The sequence below is a fragment of the Vibrio sp. 1580 genome, from assembly GCF_033340055.1.
Genome location: NZ_JAWOVT010000001.1, coordinates 285,397 through 306,852 on the forward strand (window position 1 = coordinate 285,397; position 21,456 = coordinate 306,852).

General features: G+C 45.7%; 23 protein-coding genes. 10 read left to right on the forward strand and 13 right to left on the reverse strand.

Annotated elements, in window-relative coordinates; genetic code table 11:
* The first annotated feature begins 56 nt into the window (after nt 1–56).
* Both R7093_RS01340 and R7093_RS01345 read left to right on the forward strand, forming a co-directional pair.
* Nucleotides 57–1,256 carry a DUF5666 domain-containing protein gene (locus R7093_RS01340; RefSeq protein ID WP_318146467.1) on the forward strand — a complete coding sequence of 400 codons (1,200 nt, stop codon included), beginning with the start codon at nt 57–59 and terminating at the stop codon, nt 1,254–1,256.
* Between the two features lie 149 nt (nt 1,257–1,405).
* The gene (locus tag R7093_RS01345) at nt 1,406–1,702 is read left to right on the forward strand and encodes a hypothetical protein (RefSeq protein WP_005375845.1); all 297 of its coding nucleotides are present in this window, start codon (nt 1,406–1,408) and stop codon (nt 1,700–1,702) included.
* A 93-nt stretch (nt 1,703–1,795) separates the two neighbouring features.
* Here the strand turns inward: R7093_RS01345 and R7093_RS01350 are convergent, their stop codons facing one another.
* Nucleotides 1,796–2,845: a hypothetical protein gene (locus R7093_RS01350; protein WP_047100947.1), complete on the reverse strand. Its 1,050-nt coding sequence runs from the start codon at nt 2,843–2,845 to the stop codon at nt 1,796–1,798.
* Between the two features lie 439 nt (nt 2,846–3,284).
* Between R7093_RS01350 and R7093_RS01355 the strand changes: the two genes are divergently transcribed.
* Nucleotides 3,285–3,746 carry a hypothetical protein gene (locus tag R7093_RS01355; protein ID WP_047100946.1) on the forward strand — a complete coding sequence of 154 codons (462 nt, stop codon included), beginning with the start codon at nt 3,285–3,287 and terminating at the stop codon, nt 3,744–3,746.
* 93 nt (nt 3,747–3,839) lie between these two features.
* Nucleotides 3,840–4,313, forward strand: a complete 474-nt coding sequence (locus tag R7093_RS01360) for a copper chaperone PCu(A)C (RefSeq protein WP_005375841.1) — start codon at nt 3,840–3,842, stop codon at nt 4,311–4,313.
* 340 nt (nt 4,314–4,653) lie between these two features.
* Here the strand turns inward: R7093_RS01360 and yegD are convergent, their stop codons facing one another.
* From yegD to R7093_RS01380, 4 genes are all read right to left on the reverse strand, one after another.
* Entirely contained in the window at nt 4,654–6,006 is a 1,353-nt protein-coding gene (gene yegD / locus R7093_RS01365; RefSeq protein WP_104976569.1) for a molecular chaperone, read from the reverse strand.
* A 121-nt stretch (nt 6,007–6,127) separates the two neighbouring features.
* Nucleotides 6,128–6,751, reverse strand: coding sequence for a hypothetical protein (locus R7093_RS01370; RefSeq protein WP_130545582.1), 624 nt, complete (start codon nt 6,749–6,751; stop codon nt 6,128–6,130).
* A 326-nt stretch (nt 6,752–7,077) separates the two neighbouring features.
* Complete coding sequence (locus tag R7093_RS01375) at nt 7,078–7,398, reverse strand: DOPA 4,5-dioxygenase family protein (RefSeq protein WP_005375836.1); 321 nt, start codon at nt 7,396–7,398, stop codon at nt 7,078–7,080.
* Nucleotides 7,399–7,794: 396 nt separating this feature from the next.
* Nucleotides 7,795–7,989 (reverse strand): hypothetical protein, encoded by a 195-nt coding sequence (locus tag R7093_RS01380; protein WP_127891143.1) that lies wholly within the window; start codon nt 7,987–7,989, stop codon nt 7,795–7,797.
* A 65-nt stretch (nt 7,990–8,054) separates the two neighbouring features.
* Between R7093_RS01380 and pdhA the strand changes: the two genes are divergently transcribed.
* The 3 genes from pdhA to R7093_RS01395 are packed head-to-tail and all read left to right on the forward strand — an operon-like array spanning nt 8,055 to nt 11,270.
* Complete coding sequence (gene pdhA, locus R7093_RS01385; protein WP_258645650.1) at nt 8,055–9,149, forward strand: pyruvate dehydrogenase (acetyl-transferring) E1 component subunit alpha; 1,095 nt, start codon at nt 8,055–8,057, stop codon at nt 9,147–9,149.
* Entirely contained in the window at nt 9,142–10,125 is a 984-nt protein-coding gene (locus tag R7093_RS01390) for an alpha-ketoacid dehydrogenase subunit beta (RefSeq protein ID WP_017634235.1), read from the forward strand. The genes pdhA and R7093_RS01390 overlap by 8 nt, the downstream gene beginning before the upstream one ends.
* A complete protein-coding gene (locus R7093_RS01395) occupies nt 10,122–11,270 on the forward strand; it encodes a dihydrolipoamide acetyltransferase family protein (RefSeq protein WP_005375831.1) in 1,149 nt (382 codons plus the stop codon). The genes R7093_RS01390 and R7093_RS01395 overlap by 4 nt, the downstream gene beginning before the upstream one ends.
* Nucleotides 11,271–11,337: 67 nt before the next feature.
* Here R7093_RS01395 and R7093_RS01400 read toward each other — a convergent pair whose 3' ends face one another.
* Entirely contained in the window at nt 11,338–12,303 is a 966-nt protein-coding gene (locus R7093_RS01400; protein ID WP_017821214.1) for an electron transfer flavoprotein subunit alpha/FixB family protein, read from the reverse strand.
* A 137-nt stretch (nt 12,304–12,440) separates the two neighbouring features.
* Here R7093_RS01400 and R7093_RS01405 point away from each other — a divergent pair, with 137 nt between their 5' ends.
* A complete protein-coding gene (locus R7093_RS01405) occupies nt 12,441–14,102 on the forward strand; it encodes an electron transfer flavoprotein-ubiquinone oxidoreductase (protein ID WP_258645648.1) in 1,662 nt (553 codons plus the stop codon).
* Between the two features lie 59 nt (nt 14,103–14,161).
* Here R7093_RS01405 and R7093_RS01410 read toward each other — a convergent pair whose 3' ends face one another.
* On the reverse strand, nt 14,162–15,046 hold the full coding sequence (locus tag R7093_RS01410) for a LysR family transcriptional regulator (RefSeq protein ID WP_042521059.1): 885 nt from the start codon (nt 15,044–15,046) through the stop codon (nt 14,162–14,164).
* 117 nt (nt 15,047–15,163) lie between these two features.
* Between R7093_RS01410 and R7093_RS01415 the strand changes: the two genes are divergently transcribed.
* The gene (locus R7093_RS01415; protein ID WP_005388562.1) at nt 15,164–15,835 is read left to right on the forward strand and encodes a type 1 glutamine amidotransferase domain-containing protein; all 672 of its coding nucleotides are present in this window, start codon (nt 15,164–15,166) and stop codon (nt 15,833–15,835) included.
* Nucleotides 15,836–15,919: 84 nt separating this feature from the next.
* Here the strand turns inward: R7093_RS01415 and R7093_RS01420 are convergent, their stop codons facing one another.
* The gene (locus tag R7093_RS01420) at nt 15,920–16,567 is read right to left on the reverse strand and encodes a glutathione S-transferase family protein (protein WP_054701350.1); all 648 of its coding nucleotides are present in this window, start codon (nt 16,565–16,567) and stop codon (nt 15,920–15,922) included.
* A gap of 118 nt (nt 16,568–16,685) precedes the next feature.
* On the opposite strand from R7093_RS01420, the gene R7093_RS01425 reads away from it, so the two are divergent.
* Nucleotides 16,686–17,516: a LysR family transcriptional regulator gene (locus R7093_RS01425; protein WP_318146468.1), complete on the forward strand. Its 831-nt coding sequence runs from the start codon at nt 16,686–16,688 to the stop codon at nt 17,514–17,516.
* Between the two features lie 9 nt (nt 17,517–17,525).
* Here the strand turns inward: R7093_RS01425 and R7093_RS01430 are convergent, their stop codons facing one another.
* The 5 genes from R7093_RS01430 to artP all read right to left on the reverse strand — a co-directional run bounded on the left by R7093_RS01430 (nt 17,526) and on the right by artP (nt 21,139).
* A complete protein-coding gene (locus R7093_RS01430) occupies nt 17,526–18,098 on the reverse strand; it encodes a protocatechuate 3,4-dioxygenase (RefSeq protein ID WP_025767676.1) in 573 nt (190 codons plus the stop codon).
* Between the two features lie 136 nt (nt 18,099–18,234).
* Nucleotides 18,235–18,903, reverse strand: coding sequence for an arginine ABC transporter permease ArtM (gene artM, locus R7093_RS01435; RefSeq protein WP_005388569.1), 669 nt, complete (start codon nt 18,901–18,903; stop codon nt 18,235–18,237).
* Nucleotides 18,900–19,589: an arginine ABC transporter permease ArtQ gene (artQ, locus tag R7093_RS01440; RefSeq protein ID WP_005388570.1), complete on the reverse strand. Its 690-nt coding sequence runs from the start codon at nt 19,587–19,589 to the stop codon at nt 18,900–18,902. Before artQ ends, artM begins: the two co-directional genes overlap by 4 nt.
* A gap of 1 nt (nt 19,590) precedes the next feature.
* Complete coding sequence (locus tag R7093_RS01445; RefSeq protein WP_025767675.1) at nt 19,591–20,322, reverse strand: arginine ABC transporter substrate-binding protein; 732 nt, start codon at nt 20,320–20,322, stop codon at nt 19,591–19,593.
* Between the two features lie 88 nt (nt 20,323–20,410).
* Nucleotides 20,411–21,139 carry an arginine ABC transporter ATP-binding protein ArtP gene (gene artP, locus R7093_RS01450; RefSeq protein ID WP_318146469.1) on the reverse strand — a complete coding sequence of 243 codons (729 nt, stop codon included), beginning with the start codon at nt 21,137–21,139 and terminating at the stop codon, nt 20,411–20,413.
* Nucleotides 21,140–21,456: the final 317 nt, after the last annotated feature.

Here is a 21,456-nt window from a genome sequence, read left to right on the forward strand (position 1 = left end):
TGCCCAATAAGATACAGGCAATTTCCTAAACTCGCTCGTAAATTAAGGTTAATACAATGAAAAAACTCGCTCTTATTTCTGTAGTAGGTTTGGCATTGTCTGGTTGTGGTGGTTCAGGTGGTGGCAGCAATAGCGATAGCACACCAACTCAACCAGCAGTGAAACCAAGTGTAGCGATTGGCTCTGTTGAAGCGGTCAACGCTGAAGAAAGCACGTTAACCGTCAATGGACATACGTATCGTGTGTTTGAGGTGGTTTATGACGACACACAAGTGCAATTGGCCGATGTAAAACCAAAAATGGTGGTTCGCGTGGGTTCAGATATTCGGCAAGCTTCGGGCAATGGCGTCCGAGTCACACTTGAACCAACCATTACTGGACGTGTGACAGCGATTGATCATGTGAAGAAAAAATTCACGGTAAACGGCATAGAGCTGCAGTTTGACGGTTTAAGTGATGATATAGAGATCAACGACTGGGTGATGGTGTCATCCTTACCGACTGCGGATGCGGGCTATCGAGTGTTGTCTGTGGTCGAAATCGACGTAGATAACGATTACCCAGCCCTTGGAAGCTACTACGAACTGGAAGGTCGCATTACTAGTACCGATGAAAATGCTGGCACGTTTGAGCTTGGTACAAATATAACCGTATCTTACGACAACATTAGCCAACTTAGCATCGGCCAATGGGTAGAAGTAGAAGGTGAAATGCAAAACGGCATCTTCATGGCAAATGAGGTAGAAGTTGAAGACTACGACGATCTAAAAAATGACAGCGATGTGGAAGGTATCGTGACTTGGGTTGCCAAGGATTATAGTGAGTTCTCTCTAAACTACCGAGGAGCCTTCTTCATTGATAACGCAACACGCTTTGAGGATGGTAGCAAAGCTAATCTAGAACAAGGTCAAGAAGTAGAAGTGACCTCTGTGATGAAAAATGGCAAACGCACCGCTACCGTCATCGAATTTGAGCGGTCGGAGTTTGACAATGACAACCAATGGCGAGGTAAAGAGTTTGAATGTGAAGGCTATGTATCAAACTACGATGCTGATTCAAGAGCATTTAAAATCGAGCATTGTGAGAATGATGCTGATCAAGTACTAAGTAACACCACCGTTGTGATTGATGCGCAAACACGCTTCCAAGGCATTGAAGAACTTAACCTAAATGGTGCTCGTGTCGAAGTCGAAGGTGTGATCATTAACGACCAAAATATTGCCCGTGAAGTGGAGTTAGACGTTTACGACAACTAATCCCTTCTACGCTTAAGAAAAAGTGTCACTTCGGTGGCACTTTTTCTTTTCACCTTACTTTGCTTCCCAAGCTCAAACCAACAAATTCTCAGTCAAAGCCTTTTCTCTCCGTTACACTTTACCTATGTTTCACAACATTGGTGACGACTATGAAAAAACGCAACCTCATTTTGTTAATCTTGTTTTTTGGTTCAGCCACGAGCTTAGCTAGCGTTATGGATCCTGACTGCGATGCAGAAAAGGCAGCTAAAGCCGCTGCGACAAAAGCCGTGGTTGGTGTTGGGGGTCGCTGTACGCCTAAAGAGGCACTGAAAGATACCGCAGTTGATGCAGGAAAAGACAAATTGCCAGATGAAGGGGTGGCGGGTAAAGCTGTTGATGCAATGACACCGGAAAAAGAGAAGAAAACGGTGAAAGACGTAACCAAAAAGCTCAATAAAGATTGATACGCTTGCTTGTAGTTAACTTTAATAGAGAAACTTCCCCACCAAAAAAAGAGCGCCGATTGACGCTCTTTCCGAACTCTAATAGATAACCAATTATGCGGTCTCTGCTTCACCTATCCAATGATAATGGTGGTTGGCTTTTTTTCCCACTAAACCGAGCTCTGCCAATTCTTCAAATACCTTGTCTACCTCTTCCGCAGACAGCCTAAACTGTTTAGCAACGGCTTTTTTGGTGCACGTAATTTGATGCGTTTTAAGTGCATCGCTAACTTGATCTAACAAGGTTTTCGGTTCCTTTGGTTCTTCTGGCTCCGGCGCAGCTGGTATTTCTTGCTCTTCTTTCTCTTTTATATGAGGAAGATAACCCGCAGGCGCTGGGTCTATATCGCGAACTGTTTTCAATATCATGCCCTCATTTCTGCGATAGAAATATCGGAACCGTTGCTCTTCACCAATCAAGCCAACAAAAAATGCAGCAAAGAAGTCCAAAAGAATCGAAAGAAATACAACCAAGCCAAGCTGAGCTTGCTGAGAGGTGGTACCAAATGCGTTGGCTAGGCTATCAATCAAACCAATCACTGATCCTTGCGTGACCGGCGGTAAACTATCACGCTCCATAGCCAAGCGTTGCTGCTCTTCACGTAAGGTTTTGTTTTGATCCTGAATGCGAGTTACGCCAGTCGCGATACGCTCCATCTCGATGTATTTCTGCGCTGCCATATTGTTGAGCTCAATCTGCTTATCGATTGCCGCAATCTGACGATTAAACGCTTCCACTTTCGCCTGCTCTACCGAAATATGACTTTGTGCACTATTGGTTGCACTATTAATGCCACCAATACTACCGCCAATGGAAATCGCAGCTAAGACTAAATAAAACACGAGAGCGGTTGCTGCTCCTGTGTAGTTGCGATGGGCTCGGCGCTCACCGTATTCATACCAAGCGTAAAATTTACCCGCTTCAAAAATGATCGCTAAACCACCAAATAAGGTTTGCATCATCGGATTTTCGTCGATAGACAAAAACAGCAATAGAGAAAAAATAGTCGATGCTAAAATCGCAGCACCGGTGAATGCATATACACTCACCATGGCAAATCGACCTTTAGGGTATCGATATCCAATCTGTTGTTCGTATTTCATTTGAGAAATTTCTTAAGATTAATCGCCCCTCCGACTAAGTAGGACGGACGTTTCTGGCATGTACAAAGAAGCGCAGAATACCGTATCCTTTATTAAATTACTGTCATAATTCCGTTAATGGAAAACAAGTGAAGATTCGGTGCGCATTTTGAATCGATATCAGCCAAATCTAGCACGTAAAAACACCACCACGACACCCACTAACCGAAGCTTCAGTGGCATATAAGAGAGATTAATTCGGTATCTTCAAAAGCGACTAGGCAAGACTGACAAGTTGAATTGGAGGTTGTGAATGTCAGCCTAATCAAGACATTAAAGCGTTAAAAATAGGCAATAAAACAAATAATGCACACTTGCATCACCTTTTAGTAAACTGATAATTACATTGTTTGGTTAATTTGTTAGTATCCCGCGCCGAAGAAGATAAGCACTCAATTGTATGGAAAACACTCTAATACAGCACAAACACCATCGCTTGCACGCTATTGCGGTTATTATCGCGGTGTTGTTTCAGTTGTATTTAGCGTCCACAGCCGCTCTTAACCCTACACAAGTTCACAGCACAACTTGGCTCAACAAAGTCCAAAGTGAAAAGGTTTTACTGTGTACCGCAGATGGTTTCAAATGGGTGGATATCAATACGTTGATTGAGGCTAACGCTCAATCTTCTTCTAAGCTCATCCAAGATCTTAACTTACACGACGGCTTCCAGTTTGAATGCCCGCTTCTTCAAGCTGTTCAATTCTTTCTTTTAGTTGCGATTGGGCTTTACCTGACAACCATCCATTGGCTGCGCCGAGTAAAGTATGCACTGACGACTTATCACTTTTCAAAATGCGATAAGCTCGTTTACAAACACATCGCGCCTAAGCACTCTCCGCCGAGTATTTTTCCTGCCTAACAGGCATCTAATCATTGACAACTTTATTCAAAAATAACGATGACTCTGTTTGTTGTCCATTCAGAGAAGCTATTAATTCAAAAGGAAAAACACATGCTTAAATCATTAAAAACCGCCGCTATCGCGCTTATTGCTGTCATCGCTAGCCCACTGAGTTTAGCGCACGATTATGAAGCAGGAAAAATTCATATCGACCATCCATGGAGCCGCGAAGCGCCACCAAACGCACCTGTTATCGGTGGTTTTTTTCAATTAACCAACCACGGTGACAGTGAAGATGCATTGATCGCAGCAGAAAGCCCAATCGCAGGGCATGTCGAAATTCACACGCATAAGAAAGAAGATGGTGTGATGAAAATGATTAAGATTGACGAAGTGCGCGTTCCAGCCAATGACTCAGTGTTGTTTAAGCCAGGCAGCTTCCATTTAATGATTTTTAACCCAACACAAACTCTTAAAGAGGGTGACCGCTTCCCTATGACATTAACCTTCAAAAACGCAGGTAAGGTTGAAGTGGAAATGGCGGTTGAGAAACAAGGCCACATGGAAAAACACATGCACCATTAATGACGTAAACAAAAGTGCCCGCTGATTTAGCGGGCATTTTTATCTCAGCTTAGTCAAAATCATTATTCCGGTAGATCCTAACTCGACTCTTCAGAATAATGGTGATGAATAACGCTCGGCGAAACGGGGTCACATATCATAACAGCGTGCTCGGGCAAGAGATTCTAAATCACGCTCGTCCCTCGCTATTCAGAATGACGTTAAAAGATTTAAGAATCCCAAATAGGTTTCCTACTCGCATGAAACTCAATCTCTCAGCGAAATCTTCCAACCATCATTTGATAAGCCTAAGCGAAGTCATAAATTTGGTAACAATGCCCATAGCGCAATTAGTTTCTTTCTACTTGAAACAAACCTCAGCCCAACGAGCTAAGCCCGCAGTTACTGAGCCAAAATAGTTTCCACTGACAACCGGAATACTTGGCAGTACGGTTTGCACCGCATCGCGCAAGATTGGCGAGCGTGCCGAACCTCCAGTCATAAAGATAGCATCGGGGTTAACTCCAGCTTGCTCTACCGCTTCTGTCACCAACGCCGTCATTTTATTCTTTGGCGACTGGATCGCTTCGATCATTTCGTCACGTTGTACATCAACTTCAATCGTTTCTGATAGTAAGTTGATGCCAGTTCGGTAAGAAGCTTGTTCTGAAAGTGCCACTTTTGCCTCTTCGGCACGGCGAACAATGTTGTAGCCTAAAGACTCATGATACACCTCTAGCAAACGAGCAAGTTTTTCTGGCTCTTGAGCCTGCTTTTGAAGCAACTTTAACGCTGATAGGTTCTCTCGCGAATAGAAGTCACTCTGCGCTTCTACATTATTGATTGCTATCGGGTTCCAGAATTGGGTAGTCGGCATCACAATACCTGACTCCATTTTACTTCCCATGCCAAAAGGGAACATGAGCTGCTTAAATGCTAGCGCGATATCAAGATCATTCCCGCCGACACGCTGGCCACTGTGAGCTAACAAGCTTGCGGTCCTATCTGCTTTGCCGCGCCAAGACGGTCCCATTTGGATCAACGAACAGTCCGTTGTACCACCGCCAATATCGACTACTAGAATGATTTTATCTTCGCTGAGTGTCGCTTCATACTCTAGGCCCGCCGCGACAGGCTCAAACTGAAACTCCACATTTTGGAAGCCCGCACGTTTCGCTGCCCGCAACAAAATGCGTTCAGCCTGAATGTTAGCCGTTTCACCGCCACGCCCATGAAAGTTAATTGGTCTGCCGATCACAGCATCGGTAATACTTTGCTGCGCATCGCTTTCGGCTTGCGACTTAATATTGTCCATCATCGCGCAGACAAGGTCTTCGAAAAAAGCCAATTGCACATCACGCAAGCCAGATGCACCAAGAAAAGACTTCGGCGATTTCACATAATAGATATCGCGAGGATCTTCCAAATAGAGATTAAGTGCATCCTGACCAAACGCAATGTCGTCGGATTCTAAGTCAATACTTTCTTCTCGGTTTAAATTGATTGCCCGGCGTAAAACCTGCTCACCAACTTGATCTAATGGTTTAATATCTCGATGGCGAAATAAATGCTCGGATACCGATTCACGACTCGGTGCAGCAAGGGTGGAAGGAATAAAAGGGCTGTTTCCTTCTAGATTAAGCAGTACTGGCTCACCCGGTTCCATTTTAGCCACTGAACAGTTTGCAGTACCATAGTCAAAGCCGATAAACATTGTTTCTCCCACTGTCCCACTGATTAGTGGCCTTTTGACCGTTAAAAAGCTGGCAATGCTAACTTAATGGCATAAGAATTACTATCCTAAAATCGAATGTAATTTAACGTGGAAAACCTATCTAAGGTACACTATTTTCTCTTTTTGCAGATGGCACAACAACCGCTACCAGTAAAGCTAACAACAGGAACACGGGGCTAAGCATTAATCCATGCCAGATTGAATACCCATCATGGAACAGCCAGAATATACCAAGCGTCAGTAGGTACGAAAAGTAGCTGCAAAACACCAAGCTAATCGCGACAAAGCGCTTTTGATTAATAATAAGAATCCGCACTAGATACTGGCTAAGAATACCGGAGCAGCGCATGGCAAGTTGCCAATTAATGATAAAGAAAGCAAGCGCAATAAACCCAGCTACGACCAGTGCATCATGCGTGCTTAAAATGAAGTAGCTACCAAATCGGCTTATGATGACCGGATAATCGCCTTCGTATATCGTTGACCAAGATATTGCGTTCGCTGCTGCTACGTAATTGGCAAAATAAGCAATAGCGTAGAAAGTCGTTTGAGAACTGAACGGCTGAAATACATCCCTACAAAATCCTCGCCATTCTTCTTTGTTGGCGGTAGGCCCTACCCAGTCACGTTTTTTTTGGGCGGTACGCCCGGCAAACTCAGGCCCGTTGCGAAACAACAGCCAAAATATATAGAGTGCAAGTATAACCAAGAGTATTGAAAACATACCCTTCCCCCTCAGAAATTATCGGCGCCACTGCCAATGGCGTTGGGGCCGTAAACTGCACTTCCCTGCTATACCTATTTGATTTATCAAAGACTTATTGTTTTATTACCACCAAAATTCATTTAATGGCATGCTAAACAGCGATATTTTCACGCTTTGTGCGTGAAGTTCGAAAGCCTACTTTTAGGTTTAGCACAAAAATAGCTACAGCAAAGCGTAAGATAGGGATTCCGCACCCATCAATGAAGATGAGGCGTTAAGCAGAAGCTGCGACCGCAATGAGAAGAGAAGGATTCAAAGCGGCCATGCATGGGCAAGAGGAGCAACTATTTCTCTAATTTTTCTTCAAATACACCAATCTCTCTGCCCAACCAAATCGCGCGTTCTGTGTGATCGAGCAACTCTTCTTCGCTTACTGGGTGAATAAGCACAGAAAAATCGCCTCGAATCGTATCAAGCCACGCCAAGAACTCTTCACTCAATGATTCTAGGTGAATTTCAAACATCGGCATTTTGTGTGGGCCAACTAACCTTCCAACTAATGGAAACACACGCAGCACATCTTGACGCTCTTGACGGATGATCTCGTTCAAGGCTTGCGCTTTATCTTGTTCTCTTAGGGGAAAATAAACATGAGCGTGGTACATAACTTCTCCATAATCACTTCCGCTTGAGCACCACCTACTTTGGATAAGCTCAAGGACTGCCGAGGGTATACATTTGTAATGCCGTCACCCTACCTTGATTCCACTCGGTTGGGAAGAAGTTATGCATTCTCATAAGGTCGAGGCTTCGAGCACAACAAAAATTTGCAATTCATCATATAGCAACTGTTTGAGTTGATTCATTAATAATGACTCACTTTGTCAAATTTTACAGCCAAATTTTGTTGCAAATATGTTTCATTAACCAGTAATTAAATTCGAGTTTAAAAATACCACCAACAAAATAGCAGCATATTACTCTGCAAAATCAGGGTGTAAGCAAAACTTTACTACTGAGCGAAAGTCAAAATGAAGCATAATTTAACAATTTGTTTACACTTATTGTATCTGGCTATACCACGATTTAGTTAGAGGGTTAGATACAGAAAAGCCTTTCTCTGTATCTTGCGGTGAAATGGTCGCAGCGATGTTATCGACAAATAGTTTAAGGGACGAACAGATGCCTACCGCTATCGAAAGTACACGCAACCTTAGGTATGGCCTTTGCGCTGATATCAGAGTTTGAGTACCCATACAAACTCTGGTTTTGTATGAACAGCTGCAGTCCAAAAGACCCGCAGCGTCAAAAGGAGCTTGAGATGAACGTTCAGGCATTACCCATGCATCGGTTTATCGACCATCGTGGGGACCTAGTCGGCCAACTACCCAACTGGGCTGACACTGAAACATTGGTCGGGTTTTACCGAGATATGGTATTAACTCGCACTTACGACAACAAAGCAGTTGCCTTGCAACGCACCGGTAAGCTAGGGACCTATCCCTCACACTTAGGCGCGGAAGCCATAGGCATTGCGGTCGGCAGAGCACTTAAAGCCGATGATGTGTTTGTTCCTTACTACCGCGATATGCCTGCGATGTGGTGTCGTGGCATTGGCATGGAAAAGAACCTTCAATACTGGGGTGGCGATGAGCGCGGGAGTGATTTTGCTCCTGAAGGCAGTCCGGTTCCTAGCCGAGACCTTCCCTACTGTGTACCCATAGCGACGCAATGTACGCATGCTGTCGGGGTGGCTTCCGCGCTAAAAATTCAAGGTAACCATGAAGCTGCGCTAGTGATGTGCGGCGATGGTGGTACATCCAAAGGGGACTTTCTAGAGTCAATAAACTGCGCAGGTACTTGGAATATTCCACTTGTTTTCGTCGTAAACAATAACCAGTGGGCAATTTCAGTTCCGCGTAGTCTCCAATGTGCCGCCGATTTCTTATCAGAAAAAGCGCAAGGTGCAGGTATACCGGGTATTACTGTCGATGGTAACGATGTCGTCGCCGTTTATGATGCAACTAAAACCGCCCTTGAGAGAGCAAGAAAAGGGAAAGGTGCAACACTCATCGAAGCGGTGAGTTACCGACTGAGTGACCACACTACGGCCGATGATGCGACTCGTTATCGTAAAGAAGATGATGTTCAAACTGCATGGCAATACGAACCTATCGCACGTCTTAAAACGTACCTCCTTAATCAAGGCGCTTGGAGCGACGAACAAGAACAGCAATGGCTAGATTACTGTAAAGAGCAAGTAGAGTTAGCTGTTGAACGCTATCTGAGCTTACCGCCACAAGCACCAGAAACCGGTTTCGATTATTTGTATGAATCGCTACCTCAAGATCTTCATGCACAAAGAGATGAACTCATCAACAAGGCAATGAGAATGCAGGGAGGCAGACATGGCTGAGCTAACGTTGGTTGAAGCAGTAAACCTTGCCCTGCACCACGAAATGCAACAAGACCCCAATGTTGTCGTACTAGGTGAAGACGTGGGCGATAATGGTGGTGTATTTCGTGCCACTGTTGGACTCAAGCAAGAGTTTGGTCTTAAACGAGTCATCGATACGCCACTCGCTGAAGCCTTAATCGGCGGGGTTGCGGTCGGTATGGCAACGCAAGGATTACGACCTGTCGCCGAATTTCAGTTTCAAGGTTTCGTTTTTCCTGCGATGGAGCACTTAATGTGCCACGCAGCTCGAATGCGTAACAGAACTCGCGGTCGGCTCACTTGTCCCGCGGTTTTTCGTGCGCCATTTGGCGGCGGTATCCACGCTCCGGAACACCACTCAGAAAGCGTGGAAGCGCTATTTGCTCACACTGCTGGATTTAAAGTGGTGATTCCTTCTTCTCCACAACGCGCATACGGCTTACTTCTCGCTGCAATTAGAAGCAATGATCCCGTCATGTTCTTCGAACCGAAGCGCATATATCGCACCGTTAAATCTGAAGTCGTTGATAACGGCGAAGCACTCCCACTCGACACATGCTTCACCTTACGTAAGGGGCGAGATATCACGCTCGTTACTTGGGGCGCATGCGTCGTAGAGTCACTTCAGGCCGCGCAAACCTTGTCTAGTCAGGGAATTGAAGTCGAGGTGATTGATTTGGCGAGTATTAAGCCAATTGATACCGCGACGATTTTCAGCTCACTAGAAAAAACTGGACGTTTACTCGTTGTTCATGAAGCGAGTAAAACTTGTGGTGTGGGCTCTGAGCTATTAGCTCGAACCGCTGAACACGCCATGTGCTTACTTAAAGCCCCACCTAAACGAGTAACTGGAATGGACACCATTATGCCTTATTACCGTAACGAAGATTATTTCATGGTTCAGGAAGAAGACATTGTGACCGCGGCGCGCGAACTCGTGGAGGATTGGAAATGAAGACGTTTAATTTACCCGATCTCGGTGAAGGTCTCGCTGAGTCAGAAATTGTCAAATGGCACGTTAATGTCGGAGACATGGTTAAATTAGATCAAGTGATCTTAACCGTAGAGACAGCAAAAGCGACGGTAGACGTCCCTGCCCCCTATTCGGGCCGTGTGGTCAGCCGTCATGGTGAGGAAGGTGAAATCGTCAATATTGGTGCATTACTGCTAGAGATTGATGAAACAGGTGCCGGGAGAGAAGTAACGGCAGAGAAAAAAGCCACTGCTGACGCCGCAACCGTCGTCGGCAGCGTTTCTCACCAAGCGCATCATGTAAACGTTGATGATTTCTGGATTGGTGGCAACCACAACACGACAGAAAGTAACCTCGTTACCGCCCTGCCTTCGGCTCGCTTGTTGGCACAAAAACTTGGGGTAGATCTTAACCTCGTGTCAGGTAGTGGCCCGAACGGACTTATCGTTGATGCCGATATTTACGACGAAGCCGGAAAACAGCGTCCAGGCACCGAAGTTTTGAAAGGCGCTCGACGTACCATGGTGTCGTCTATGACCGAATCGCACGAACATGTTGCCGCCGTAACCATTACGGAAGAAGCGTTGTTGGAAGATTGGCTGCCAAACGAAGATATCAGTATCCGCCTTGTTCAAGCGATTGTTCATGCGTGTCAAGAAGAGCCCGCTTTAAACGCTTGGTTTGATGCCGAAACCATGACACGCTGTGTACACACAACGGTCAATGTAGGAATTGCAGTAGATAGCCGTCATGGATTGTACGTGCCAGTCTTGCGCCACGCAGATGAATACGAACCACAAGATGTTCGTCGTTGGCTCGATCAAACCGTTGAAGGGATCAGAGAGAGAAAAATCGGTCGTGAGCAACTGCAGCACGCGACGATTACGCTTTCCAACTTCGGCGCGATTGCCGGTATTTACGCAACACCTGTCGTCACACCGCCACAAGTCGCTATTGTCGGCGCGGGCCGAATACTCGACCGAGTTGTGATAAGAAATGGTCAAGCAATTTCGGTGAAAGCAATGCCGCTATCCGTAACGTTTGATCATCGCGCTTGTACTGGTGGTGAAGCTGCAAGGTTTACGAAAGTACTTGCAGAGCACCTGCAACGTCCGAGCGAAAAGTAACTTATAAAAATCAAATGATAAAGGCTTCCAGTCCGGAAGCCTTTTGTTTTAGGAAGCAAGACTATATCTACAGCTTCTCTAACAGCTCAGGCATTACCACAAACAAATCGTCGACCAATCCATAATCTGCAATGTCAAAAATAGGCGCATCAGGATCGCTATTAATTGCAACAATCACCTTGGAATCTTTCATTCCCGCCAAATGCTGGATCGCGCCAGAAATTCCGACGGCAATGTATAACTCCGGTGCAACAATTTTGCCGGTTTGCCCAACTTGATGGTCATTAGACACATAGCCCGCATCGACCGCCGCTCGTGACGCCCCTACCGCTCCACCTAGCTTGTCAGCCAATTGTTCTACTAAAACAAACTTCTCTTTACTCCCGAATGCACGACCACCCGACACTACTACTCTAGCCGCTGGCAATTCTGGTCGCTCACTTTCTGGCGTTTGTTGCGAAACAAACTCACTAAGTTTATTGATAATCACCGTGTCGACTTGAGTAAGCTTAGGGACAACTGGCGTGTCAGATAGCTCTGCGGCATCAAAAGCCGTACTTCTTATGGTCATCACTTTATAGGGATCATTCGACGTGACTCTCGCCAATGCATTTCCAGCATAAATTGGACGAATCACCGTATCGATAGACTCGATTGTCATCACGTCAGAAAGTTGACCAACATTAAGCAACGCCGCCACACGAGGCATCACATTCTTACCAAATGTACTGGCAGGAGAAAGAATGTGTGAGTAGTTTTTGGCTACTTGTGAGATCAAAGGTGCGATATTTTCCGCTAATCCATGTTCATATCCCTTCGCATCAACCCAGATAATTTCTGCAACACCTTGAACACAATTCAACTCATCCAAAACTGATTGGCACTGATAACCAATAAGCAACACAGAAACAGGAAGCGATTTATCATCATCCTTAATCTCAAATGCCGCTTTAATTGCACACAGCGTCCCTACAGCCAACGATTGGTTGTCATGCTCTGCGAGCACAAGTGTTGCTAATGGTCGGTCTTCCATGGTCATGCCTCATATAACACGTCAGATCCATTACTTGAGCTTAGTCCACTTCACGTTAACGTCAACTGAGCTATAGTTTTCTGTATAGAAACCAAAACCTGTCACGCAGATGACGATAATAGAAAGGAAGCATAAAGATGGAACGAGAATGCATGGAGTTTGATGTCGTGATCGTGGGGGCCGGACCCGCAGGCTTAAGCGCCGCTTGTCGGCTAGCTCAACTCAACCAAGACAGTGAAGGTGACGCACTTTCAATTTGCGTTGTAGAAAAAGGCTCAGAAGTGGGCGCACATATTTTATCTGGCGCTGTTTTTGAAACTAGTGCCTTAGATGAGCTTTTCCCCGACTGGAAAGAAATGGAGGCCCCGCTAGCAGCCTCGGTTCAACGAGATAATTTCCTTTATCTTACTACTGAACAAAACCATATTCGAGTTCCTCACATCCTTACACCGCGTCCAATGATAAATGGCGAGAATAATTACGTAATTAGCCTTGCCAACCTTTGCCGTTGGCTCGCTAACCAAGCAGAAAATCTTGGGGTGGAAGTTTTTCCGGGCTTTGCCGCTGCAAGCATCAATTATGATCAGACTGGCGCCGTGACAGGCATTAACACGAGCGATATGGGACTAGATAAGAACGGCCAGGCCAAACCTAACTTTGAACCAGGTATCGAGCTAAGGGCAAAATACACCCTTTTTGCTGAAGGTTGTCGCGGACATCTGGGTAAAGAACTTATTCAAAGGTTCGACCTAGACGCAGGAAAGCAACCACAGCACTACGCGCTTGGCCTAAAAGAGATATGGGAGTTACCCACTGACAGTAAGGATGTATCTGGCAGTGTTATCCACTCCGCTGGCTGGCCCTTGAGTGAAACAAATACCACAGGCGGCGGTTTTCTCTATCACATGGAGAACAACCAAATCGCCGTCGGGCTTATTGTCGACTTGAATTACAGCAATCCTTACTTGAGTCCGTTTGACGAATTTCAACGCTTTAAGCACCATCCTGCTATTGAACCACATTTGAAAGGTGCTCAGCGCATCGCTTACGGCGCAAGAGCCATTGCGAAAGGTGGACTTTCCTCTCTGCCGAGACAGCAATTCCCTGGCGGTTTATTGATTGGTTGTGATGCGGGGACTTTGAACGTTGCTAAAATTAAAGGCAGCCACACAGCAATGAAATCCGGAATCATTGCAGCAGAAGCGGTACATACGGCCCGACAAACTGGAGCTTCTGAGCCAGACTACCAGTCGTTGTTTGAACCATCATGGTTGTATGACGAACTCGCTGAAACGCGTAACTTTGGTGCGAACATTCATAAGTTTGGCAGCATACTGGGCGGTGCTCTTTCGACTTTTGAACACAACCTGTGGCAACCACTGGTTAAGAAGCCGTTACCTTGGTCTGTCAAGGACTATTCGCACGATCATGAGCAGTTAAAACCTAAACAAGAGTGCCACCCAATTGCATACCCAAAACCAGATGGTGAAATCAGTTTTGATAAGCCTTCGTCGGTATTTTTGTCGGGAACACAGCACGAAGAGAATCAACCTTGTCACCTTGTTCTGACTTACCCTCACATTCCAATTGATGTGAATTTAGGTATGTATGACGAACCGAGTCAGCGCTATTGCCCCGCTGGGGTTTACGAAGTGGTGGAAGTGGACAATAAGTTGAAGTTTCAGATAAATGCCGCCAACTGCGTTCATTGCAAAACCTGTGACATCAAAGATCCTTCGCAAAACATCACGTGGAAAGCACCAGAAGGTGGCGGCGGACCAAGCTATCAAAACATGTAGATACGTTAGTATGTTGACGATCTAACAAATGGATAAACAAACCGATTGGCAGAGCCTCATTACTCCTGCCAATCGACAAAATGATCAAGCAAGAAGTCGATAGCCAATCGCGCTCGTAGTGGTAGAAAGTGACGATTCTGATAAACAATCCAGCTGCTGTTGCCGCTTCCCCAATACGGCTCTAGTATTGGCACCAAACGACCAGACGAAATAGCATCGTTGAAACTACTCTTCGGTAAGTACGCCACACCTAATCCTTCTGCACAGGCTTGCAAGACCGTGTGTGCGTTATTGCTCTTCCATCTGCCCTGCACTTTTACGCCATCTAAAGGCTTGCCGTCTTTTTCAAACAACCAAACGTCCTTATTGGCAATAATGCAGCTATGACGCTTGAGTTGCTCTGGGTGCGTTGGCAAACCATGTTCATCGAGATAACGCTGACTGGCTGCCGCTGCCATGGGACGATCCACCAGCTTTCTCGCAACCAAGCCTGAATCACTCAACCTGCCGTAACGAATGGCAAAATCGAAACCATCTTCAATAAAGTTGACCATGCTGGTGTTGAAGTTAATTTCAACCGTGAGATTAGGATGTTGCTTGGCAAACGCCATCAAGGCAGGCGCTACATGGTTCTCAGAAAACGCACCAGCGGCACTCACACGTAACGTACCACTCAATTGAGTTTGCTGCGTGGTGAGTTGCTCATTGGCTTGCTGAAGCCCAATCACCAACTCTTTACACTGTTGATAATACGCTTGCCCCGCTTCCGTTAGACTCACCATTCTTGTCGAACGTGCTAACAAAGCGACACCTAATCGCTCTTCTAGTCTTGTGACTTGGCGACTGACGTGACTGGTACTGCAACCTAACTGTTTTGCCGCTGCAGAAAACCCTAAGCTCTCAGCAACCGTAACAAACTCATTGATGCCTTCAAAACTGTCCATACTTACCTTTGCTATATAGCAATAATGTTTTGCCAATTAATCATATTATCACTTATTTGTTTAGCAATTAGTATGAAGGTGTTCAACAAATATACGTAAGCCAAAAAGGAAACCATCATGAAAAAAGTACTCATCATTGTGACGAACCATGCGACCCTTGGTGAAACTGACCAAGCAAACGGAACTTACGCGCCAGAGCTCACTCATGCGCTTAGCGAGCTACTAGGTGCAGGCTTCGATTACGACATTGCCTCTATCAAAGGCGGGCAAGCACCACTGTACGGAACCGACATCGAAGGCGACGCAGTCAACGAGAAAATCTTAGCGGATGATGACTTCCAGAACCGCATCAACAACACGATTCCAGTATCACAAATCAACGGTGACAACTACGATGCGATCTTCTATCCGGGTGGCTTTGGTCTTCTTTCAGACCTAGCGAGCAACGAAGATTTTGCCAAGATTTCTGCAAAACACTATGAAGATGGCGGTATTGTGGCAGCAGTTTGTCATGGTCCAGGCGCTCTTCTCCCTATCACGCTTAGCAATGGCGAAAAGCTGCTTGCGTCTAAATCAGTAACAGGTTTCACTCGCGAAGAAGAGATCGACTTCGGCACCATCAACGATATCCCATTCCTATTGGAAGAATCTCTTGCACGCAGCGCAGCGCGCTACTCTAAAGTGCAACCATGGCAAGAGTTTGTAATTGTGGATGATCGTGTCATCACAGGTCAAAACCCAACGAGCGCACACGGCGTAGGCAGAGCGATTGTTGAACACCTAGCTTAAACGCGCCGGAAACTACAACCATCCTAGAAGAGGAAAGCGTGCTTTGTCATGCTTTCCCTTGCTACAGGCGATTGCAAGATGCGCTTATACTTCTACCCCTGCTTCATCTTCTTCTACGATATCCGTTTCTTGGTTCGCCTCTTCCAACCATTGCTGTAAAGATTCACTTGCTAGCACCTTCTGTTGGTAAGCTTTGGCACCTTCCGATAACTCGATGCCATAAGTTTGGAAACGCAATGCCACAGGTGCATACATAGCATCAGCTATCGACCATTCTCCAAATAGCCAACCGTTGGGATACAGTTTGGCTTGCTCAGCCCAAATGGCATCAATACGCGCAATATCCTTACGCGCACCATCCGTTAGATCGACTTTTCTGCGTGCGCGGATGTTCATTGGGAGTTCGCTTCTTAAGTTAAAGAAACCCGAGTGCATTTCTGATGCAATAGCGCGTGCTTTAGCTCGTTCTACCGGGTCGATTGGCCATGCTTTGCCTTGTAAGTATTGCTCGTTAACGTATTCCAAAATCGCTAATGAATCCCACACGGTTGCATCGCCATCCACCAAGGTCGGTACTTTAGCCGTTGGTGTAATACCTTCCAAGGTCTTATAAAAATCTTCCGTGAATAATTTGAGCTTGGTGACTTCCACATCCAATTTGAATTGAGAAAAGATCAGCCATGCGCGCAGTGACCAACTTGAGTAGTTTTGGTTAGCAATAAACAGTTTCATGACGCCTCCATGCGGTTCGTGTTTTGAGTACCTATTCACAATATCTGATTGTATTTAAGGGGACTAACGGATAGTTTTGATGGAACACTTCAACAAAAACGATGGATGAGTTTTAGATATGGATATCGATGCGTTGCGCAGCTTTCTTGCTTTTATAGAAACGGGAAGTTTCACCCGTGCAGCCAAACAGATCAATCGCACCCAATCAGCGTTCAGTGCACAAATGCGTAAACTGGAAGACGAACTCAGTGTCAGTTTGTTTGAAAAAGAAGGTCGCAACCTCGTACTTAGTGAAGCGGGACTGGCACTGCGCTCTCACGCAGAACAATTGGTCAGCTTGCACAATCAAGCGCTGAAACAAGTTAAACGTTATGAAAACAAGCGCCCTCTTCGCTTAGGTTGCCCTGAGGATTACAATGACAATATCTTGCCTAAAGTCATCCGCGTATTACAGCAATCTGAGCCCACATGTTCGATTCAAGTCTTTAGTGAGCCGAGCATCACCTTGAGAGAAAAACTTGATGAAGGAAAGCTAGACGCCGCTATTGTGACAAGAGCACCGGACAGTGAGGAAGGTTACTGGCTAGCAAGCGACAAAGGCGTGTGGATTGCTCATCCTGATTTTGACATCGAGCAAGCCCAACCTCTCCCTCTCGCCCTATTCCAAACCGACTGCAAATACCATGCGGCAGCAGTAGACGGATTAACCAAACGTGGTACTCCTTATCAACTACTGGCATGTTGCAATACGGCCTCTGCACAACGAGCGATTGTACGTTCAGGCATGGCTATCGGTGCGATGGGCAGTATTAGCGTTAGCGAGGATCTTAAGATCTTAGACGATATGCCATCACTGCCTTCCGTGGATATCGTTTTGGTCACGGGCGTCGAGCCTCATCCGATACTGGATAAAGAATGCTTGGCGCAATTGGTTGAGTTAATGGCTTAACCGGATTAGCTAACCAATCACAAAGTTAAATTCGCCCGTTAAGCGCCCGTCGATTCGTATAGTCTCAAACTGTAGATAATCACGGGCTTTGCCACCCCACCATTCATCACCAGTATTGCCTTTTAAGTACAACTGAGTGGTCAGAAGCTCTTGGTTATCCCGCCACAACTTAACGTGAATGTGCGGCGGACGAGAGGCGTAAGGCACAGGATACAAAGTCTGGAATAAGTAGCGACCATCCAATTGAGTTTCGACTGCGCCAAAGCCTGCAAAATGAGCATCAAACTTATCATTATTTGGCTGCTTAGGATGATCGTAAATCCCCTGCCCATCGCATTGCCAGATTTCTACTTTGATGCCTGAAACTGGGTTTCCAGATGTATCTACGACTTTGCCTTGCAGCACAATAGGTTCACCAAGCAAGCCCTCCGATTGCAGAATCAAGTTTTGACGAAGAGGAATGTCCACCACTGGATAAAATGGCCCTTCTGTTTGTGCTGGCGTTGGCCGCATTGGTGTTTTCGCTTTTAAAGAGGGTGCGAACAACAATGTCCACAGCGCTAAAAAGTGTCTTCTTTCCATGATGCCACCAATGTAATTGCGTTGCATTAAGTTTGGTGGAACTTGAGGGTTTTGCCATGACGAATATAAAAAATGCCCCTGCAAGAGAGTCATTTGCAGAGGCACTGTGGAACTAAATTGAGTGTTGATTGAAGGTTTATGCAGCTTCGAACGCCAATGCTTTCTTCTCTACCTGACGGAAAATGAGAGTTAGCACACCATTTACCGTTAAATAAAATGCACCTGCAATACCAAATACCGTCAACGTATCGTAAGTTTGTGCATTAATGCGCTGCGCGTAGCCCATCAAATCCATGATCGTAATCGTGCTTGCTAGTGACGTGCCTTTGAAGACCAAAATCACTTCGTTCGAGTAAGCCGGAACAGCACGACGAATGGCGTATGGCAGCAGCACTTTAAGTGTTGCGGTTTTGTTCATACCTAATGCACGACACGCTTGCCATTGACCAGAAGGAATCGCGTTAAACGCTCCTTTGAACAGCTGAGTACTGTACGCCGCGGTATTCAACGCTAACGCCAACATCGCACAGAACCAAGGTTGGCTTAACCATGTCCAGAATACACTTTCTCTTACGGCATCAAACTGACCCGGACCGTAGTACACCAAGAAGATCTGTACCAATAAAGGTGTACCAGTGAACAAGGTAATGATGCCACGACTTACCCAATGCAAACCCGGAGTACGTAGGATCAGAGTCAGCGTCATCATCAGAGCTAAAAGACAGCCCACAACCAAGGAAGCGGCGGTCAATTGAAGGCTAGTGCCTAAGCCATCCAGCATTTGCCAAACGTGTTGTTCGTTCATGCAGTTGCCTCCTGTCCCATGCTCATGCCTTGAATTGAGAACTTCTTATCAATCAGTTTGACGGCACGTTGTGTAATCAAAGTAATGCCTAGGTAAATCGCCGCAGCGGTTGCGTACCATGTAAACGCTTCATGGGTCGCTGCAGATGTTAGCTGCGCTTGTTTCAACAAATCCGTCACGCCGATCAGTGATACAAGTGCGGTGTCTTTCAGCAGAACCAACCATTGGTTAGTTAAACCTGGTAGTGCGTGTCTTACTGCTTGTGGCAAAACAATGCGAACGAAAGCGTGTGCTTGACTGATGCCAAGTGCACTTGCTGCTTCTCTCTGCCCTCTTCCAACGGCTTTTAATGCGCCACGTAGAGTTTGAGAAGCATAAGAAGCGAAGATCAATGACAACGCCACCACGCCAGACAAGAACGGGCTAACTTCAATAAAGTCGCCGGTGATTAAAAACAGAACCTGCGTCGAACCAAAATAGATGAACAACACGACAAGGATTTCTGGCAAGCCACGTACAATCGTTACAAACGCCGTCATTGGCCATTTAACGAAAACGCGACGAGACATTTCACCACTGGCGAATACCACTGCCAGAATCAAACCGACTAATAGGCTTGTGAAGGCTAACTGGACGGTCATCCAACTAGCTTGAACAAGCGATAAAGAGTAACCCGTTAGTGCCATATTACTTACCGAAGTACTTGTTGTAGATTACGTCGTATTCGCCGTTCGCTTTCACGGTTTTCAGTGCCGTGTTCAGCTTGTTCACTAGCTCGTCGTTACCTTTGTTTACTGCGATACCGAAACCGTTACCGAAGTATTTAGGGTTAGTGATGTGCTCACCCACGTAAGCTAGGTTGTCTTCTTTCTTGAACCATTCCGCTACGACTGCTGTGTCACCGAATACAGAATCAATACGGCCATTCTTCATATCGATGAATGCGTCTTGGTAGCTTGAGTAAGGAACCGCTGTTACGCCCGGCATTTGCTCAATCAGGTAGCTTTGGTGTGTTGAACCGTTTTGAACACCAACACGCTTACCTTCTAGTGCTTTTTGATCGGCCACTTTTTCTTTGATAGAAACAAACGCTGCTGAGTTGTCGTAGTAAGGGTCAGAAAAGTTCACTTGCTCCAAACGCGCGTCAGTAATATCCATTGCAGAGATAGCCGCATCGTAACGCTTGAATTTTAATGCAGGGATCAGGCTGTCAAAAGATTGGTTGTGGAAGGTGCATTTTGCTTCGATTTCTTTACATAGTGCATTCGCCAGATCCACATCAAAACCTTGGATTTGGTTGTTTTCATCCATGTATTCGAATGGGGCGTACGTCGCTTCCATCGCAAATTTGATCTCTTCTTGTGCTGCTGCGTTCGCTGAGACAAGTCCGATTAGTGAAGCTAGTAGAATCTTTTTCATTGCAATACTCCGTGTGTACTTAGTGGGCTGACACTCGCAATGACAGCCGAGCTTATCTGTTAAATAGACTGAACTTTAAAAACGTGATTTAGTGATTTAAGTAGTCAGCAAACTGGGCGGTTTGCGGGTTAGAAAACGAATCATTTGTGCCGTGCTCAACGATGTGTCCTTTTTCTAAATACAGTACGTGACTAGCGATTTTCTTGGCGAAATCCACTTCGTGCGTCACAACTACTTGTGTAATTCCGGTTTCGCTTAAATCATTAATGATTTTGACCACTTGGTTCGTGATTTCAGGGTCAAGCGCCGCGGTAGGCTCATCAAAAAGCAAGACTTCTGGTTTCATCATCAGAGCGCGGGCAATCGCCACACGTTGTTGCTGACCACCAGAAAGTTGCATAGGCCATGCATCCGCTTTGTCTGCCAAATGCAGCGTCGCAAGAATTTGCATTGCCAGCTTCTTCGCTTCTTCTTTATCCATGCCAGCGACTTTTACCGGAGCCTCAATCAGGTTCTCCATCACTGTCATATGCGGCCATAGGTTGTACTGTTGGAACACCATGCCCACTTTACGACGAAGCGCTAAACCTTGCTTCTCTTTGATTTCAGTTGAAAAGTCGAATGCGTCATTAGCGATGTTTAACTGGCCGTTATCCGCTCCTTCAAGAAGGTTAAGAACACGTAGTAGAGAGGTCTTCCCTGCACCACTCGGACCGAGTAACACCAGTGTTTCGCCGCTTTCACACTTAAAGCTGACATCGTGAAGCACTTGTGTCTCACCGTAGGATTTATTGATTCCGCTTACCTGAATAGTCATGCTGACATACCGCATTAATTGTCACTTGGCATTTATATTACTCAAAAGGATTTTTTATGCAATAAAAATGTATAAAAATTAATTTTGTTAAATTTTTGTATGATAAGCAATCAATACAACAGAGAATATGACTGGTTTAATCAGTTGGTTTTAACTGAAATTGTTGATGAAAATCCAACAATATGATGGCAATCGAAACAAGGTTAAAATTCTGGTTACTTTTGTGCTTGTGTAGACGGAATTTTGAGTCTTTGAACGTACTACACCCGACGCAGACCTTCTCATTTTTGCCGGGCTTCCCCCCTCGATTTCCGGTA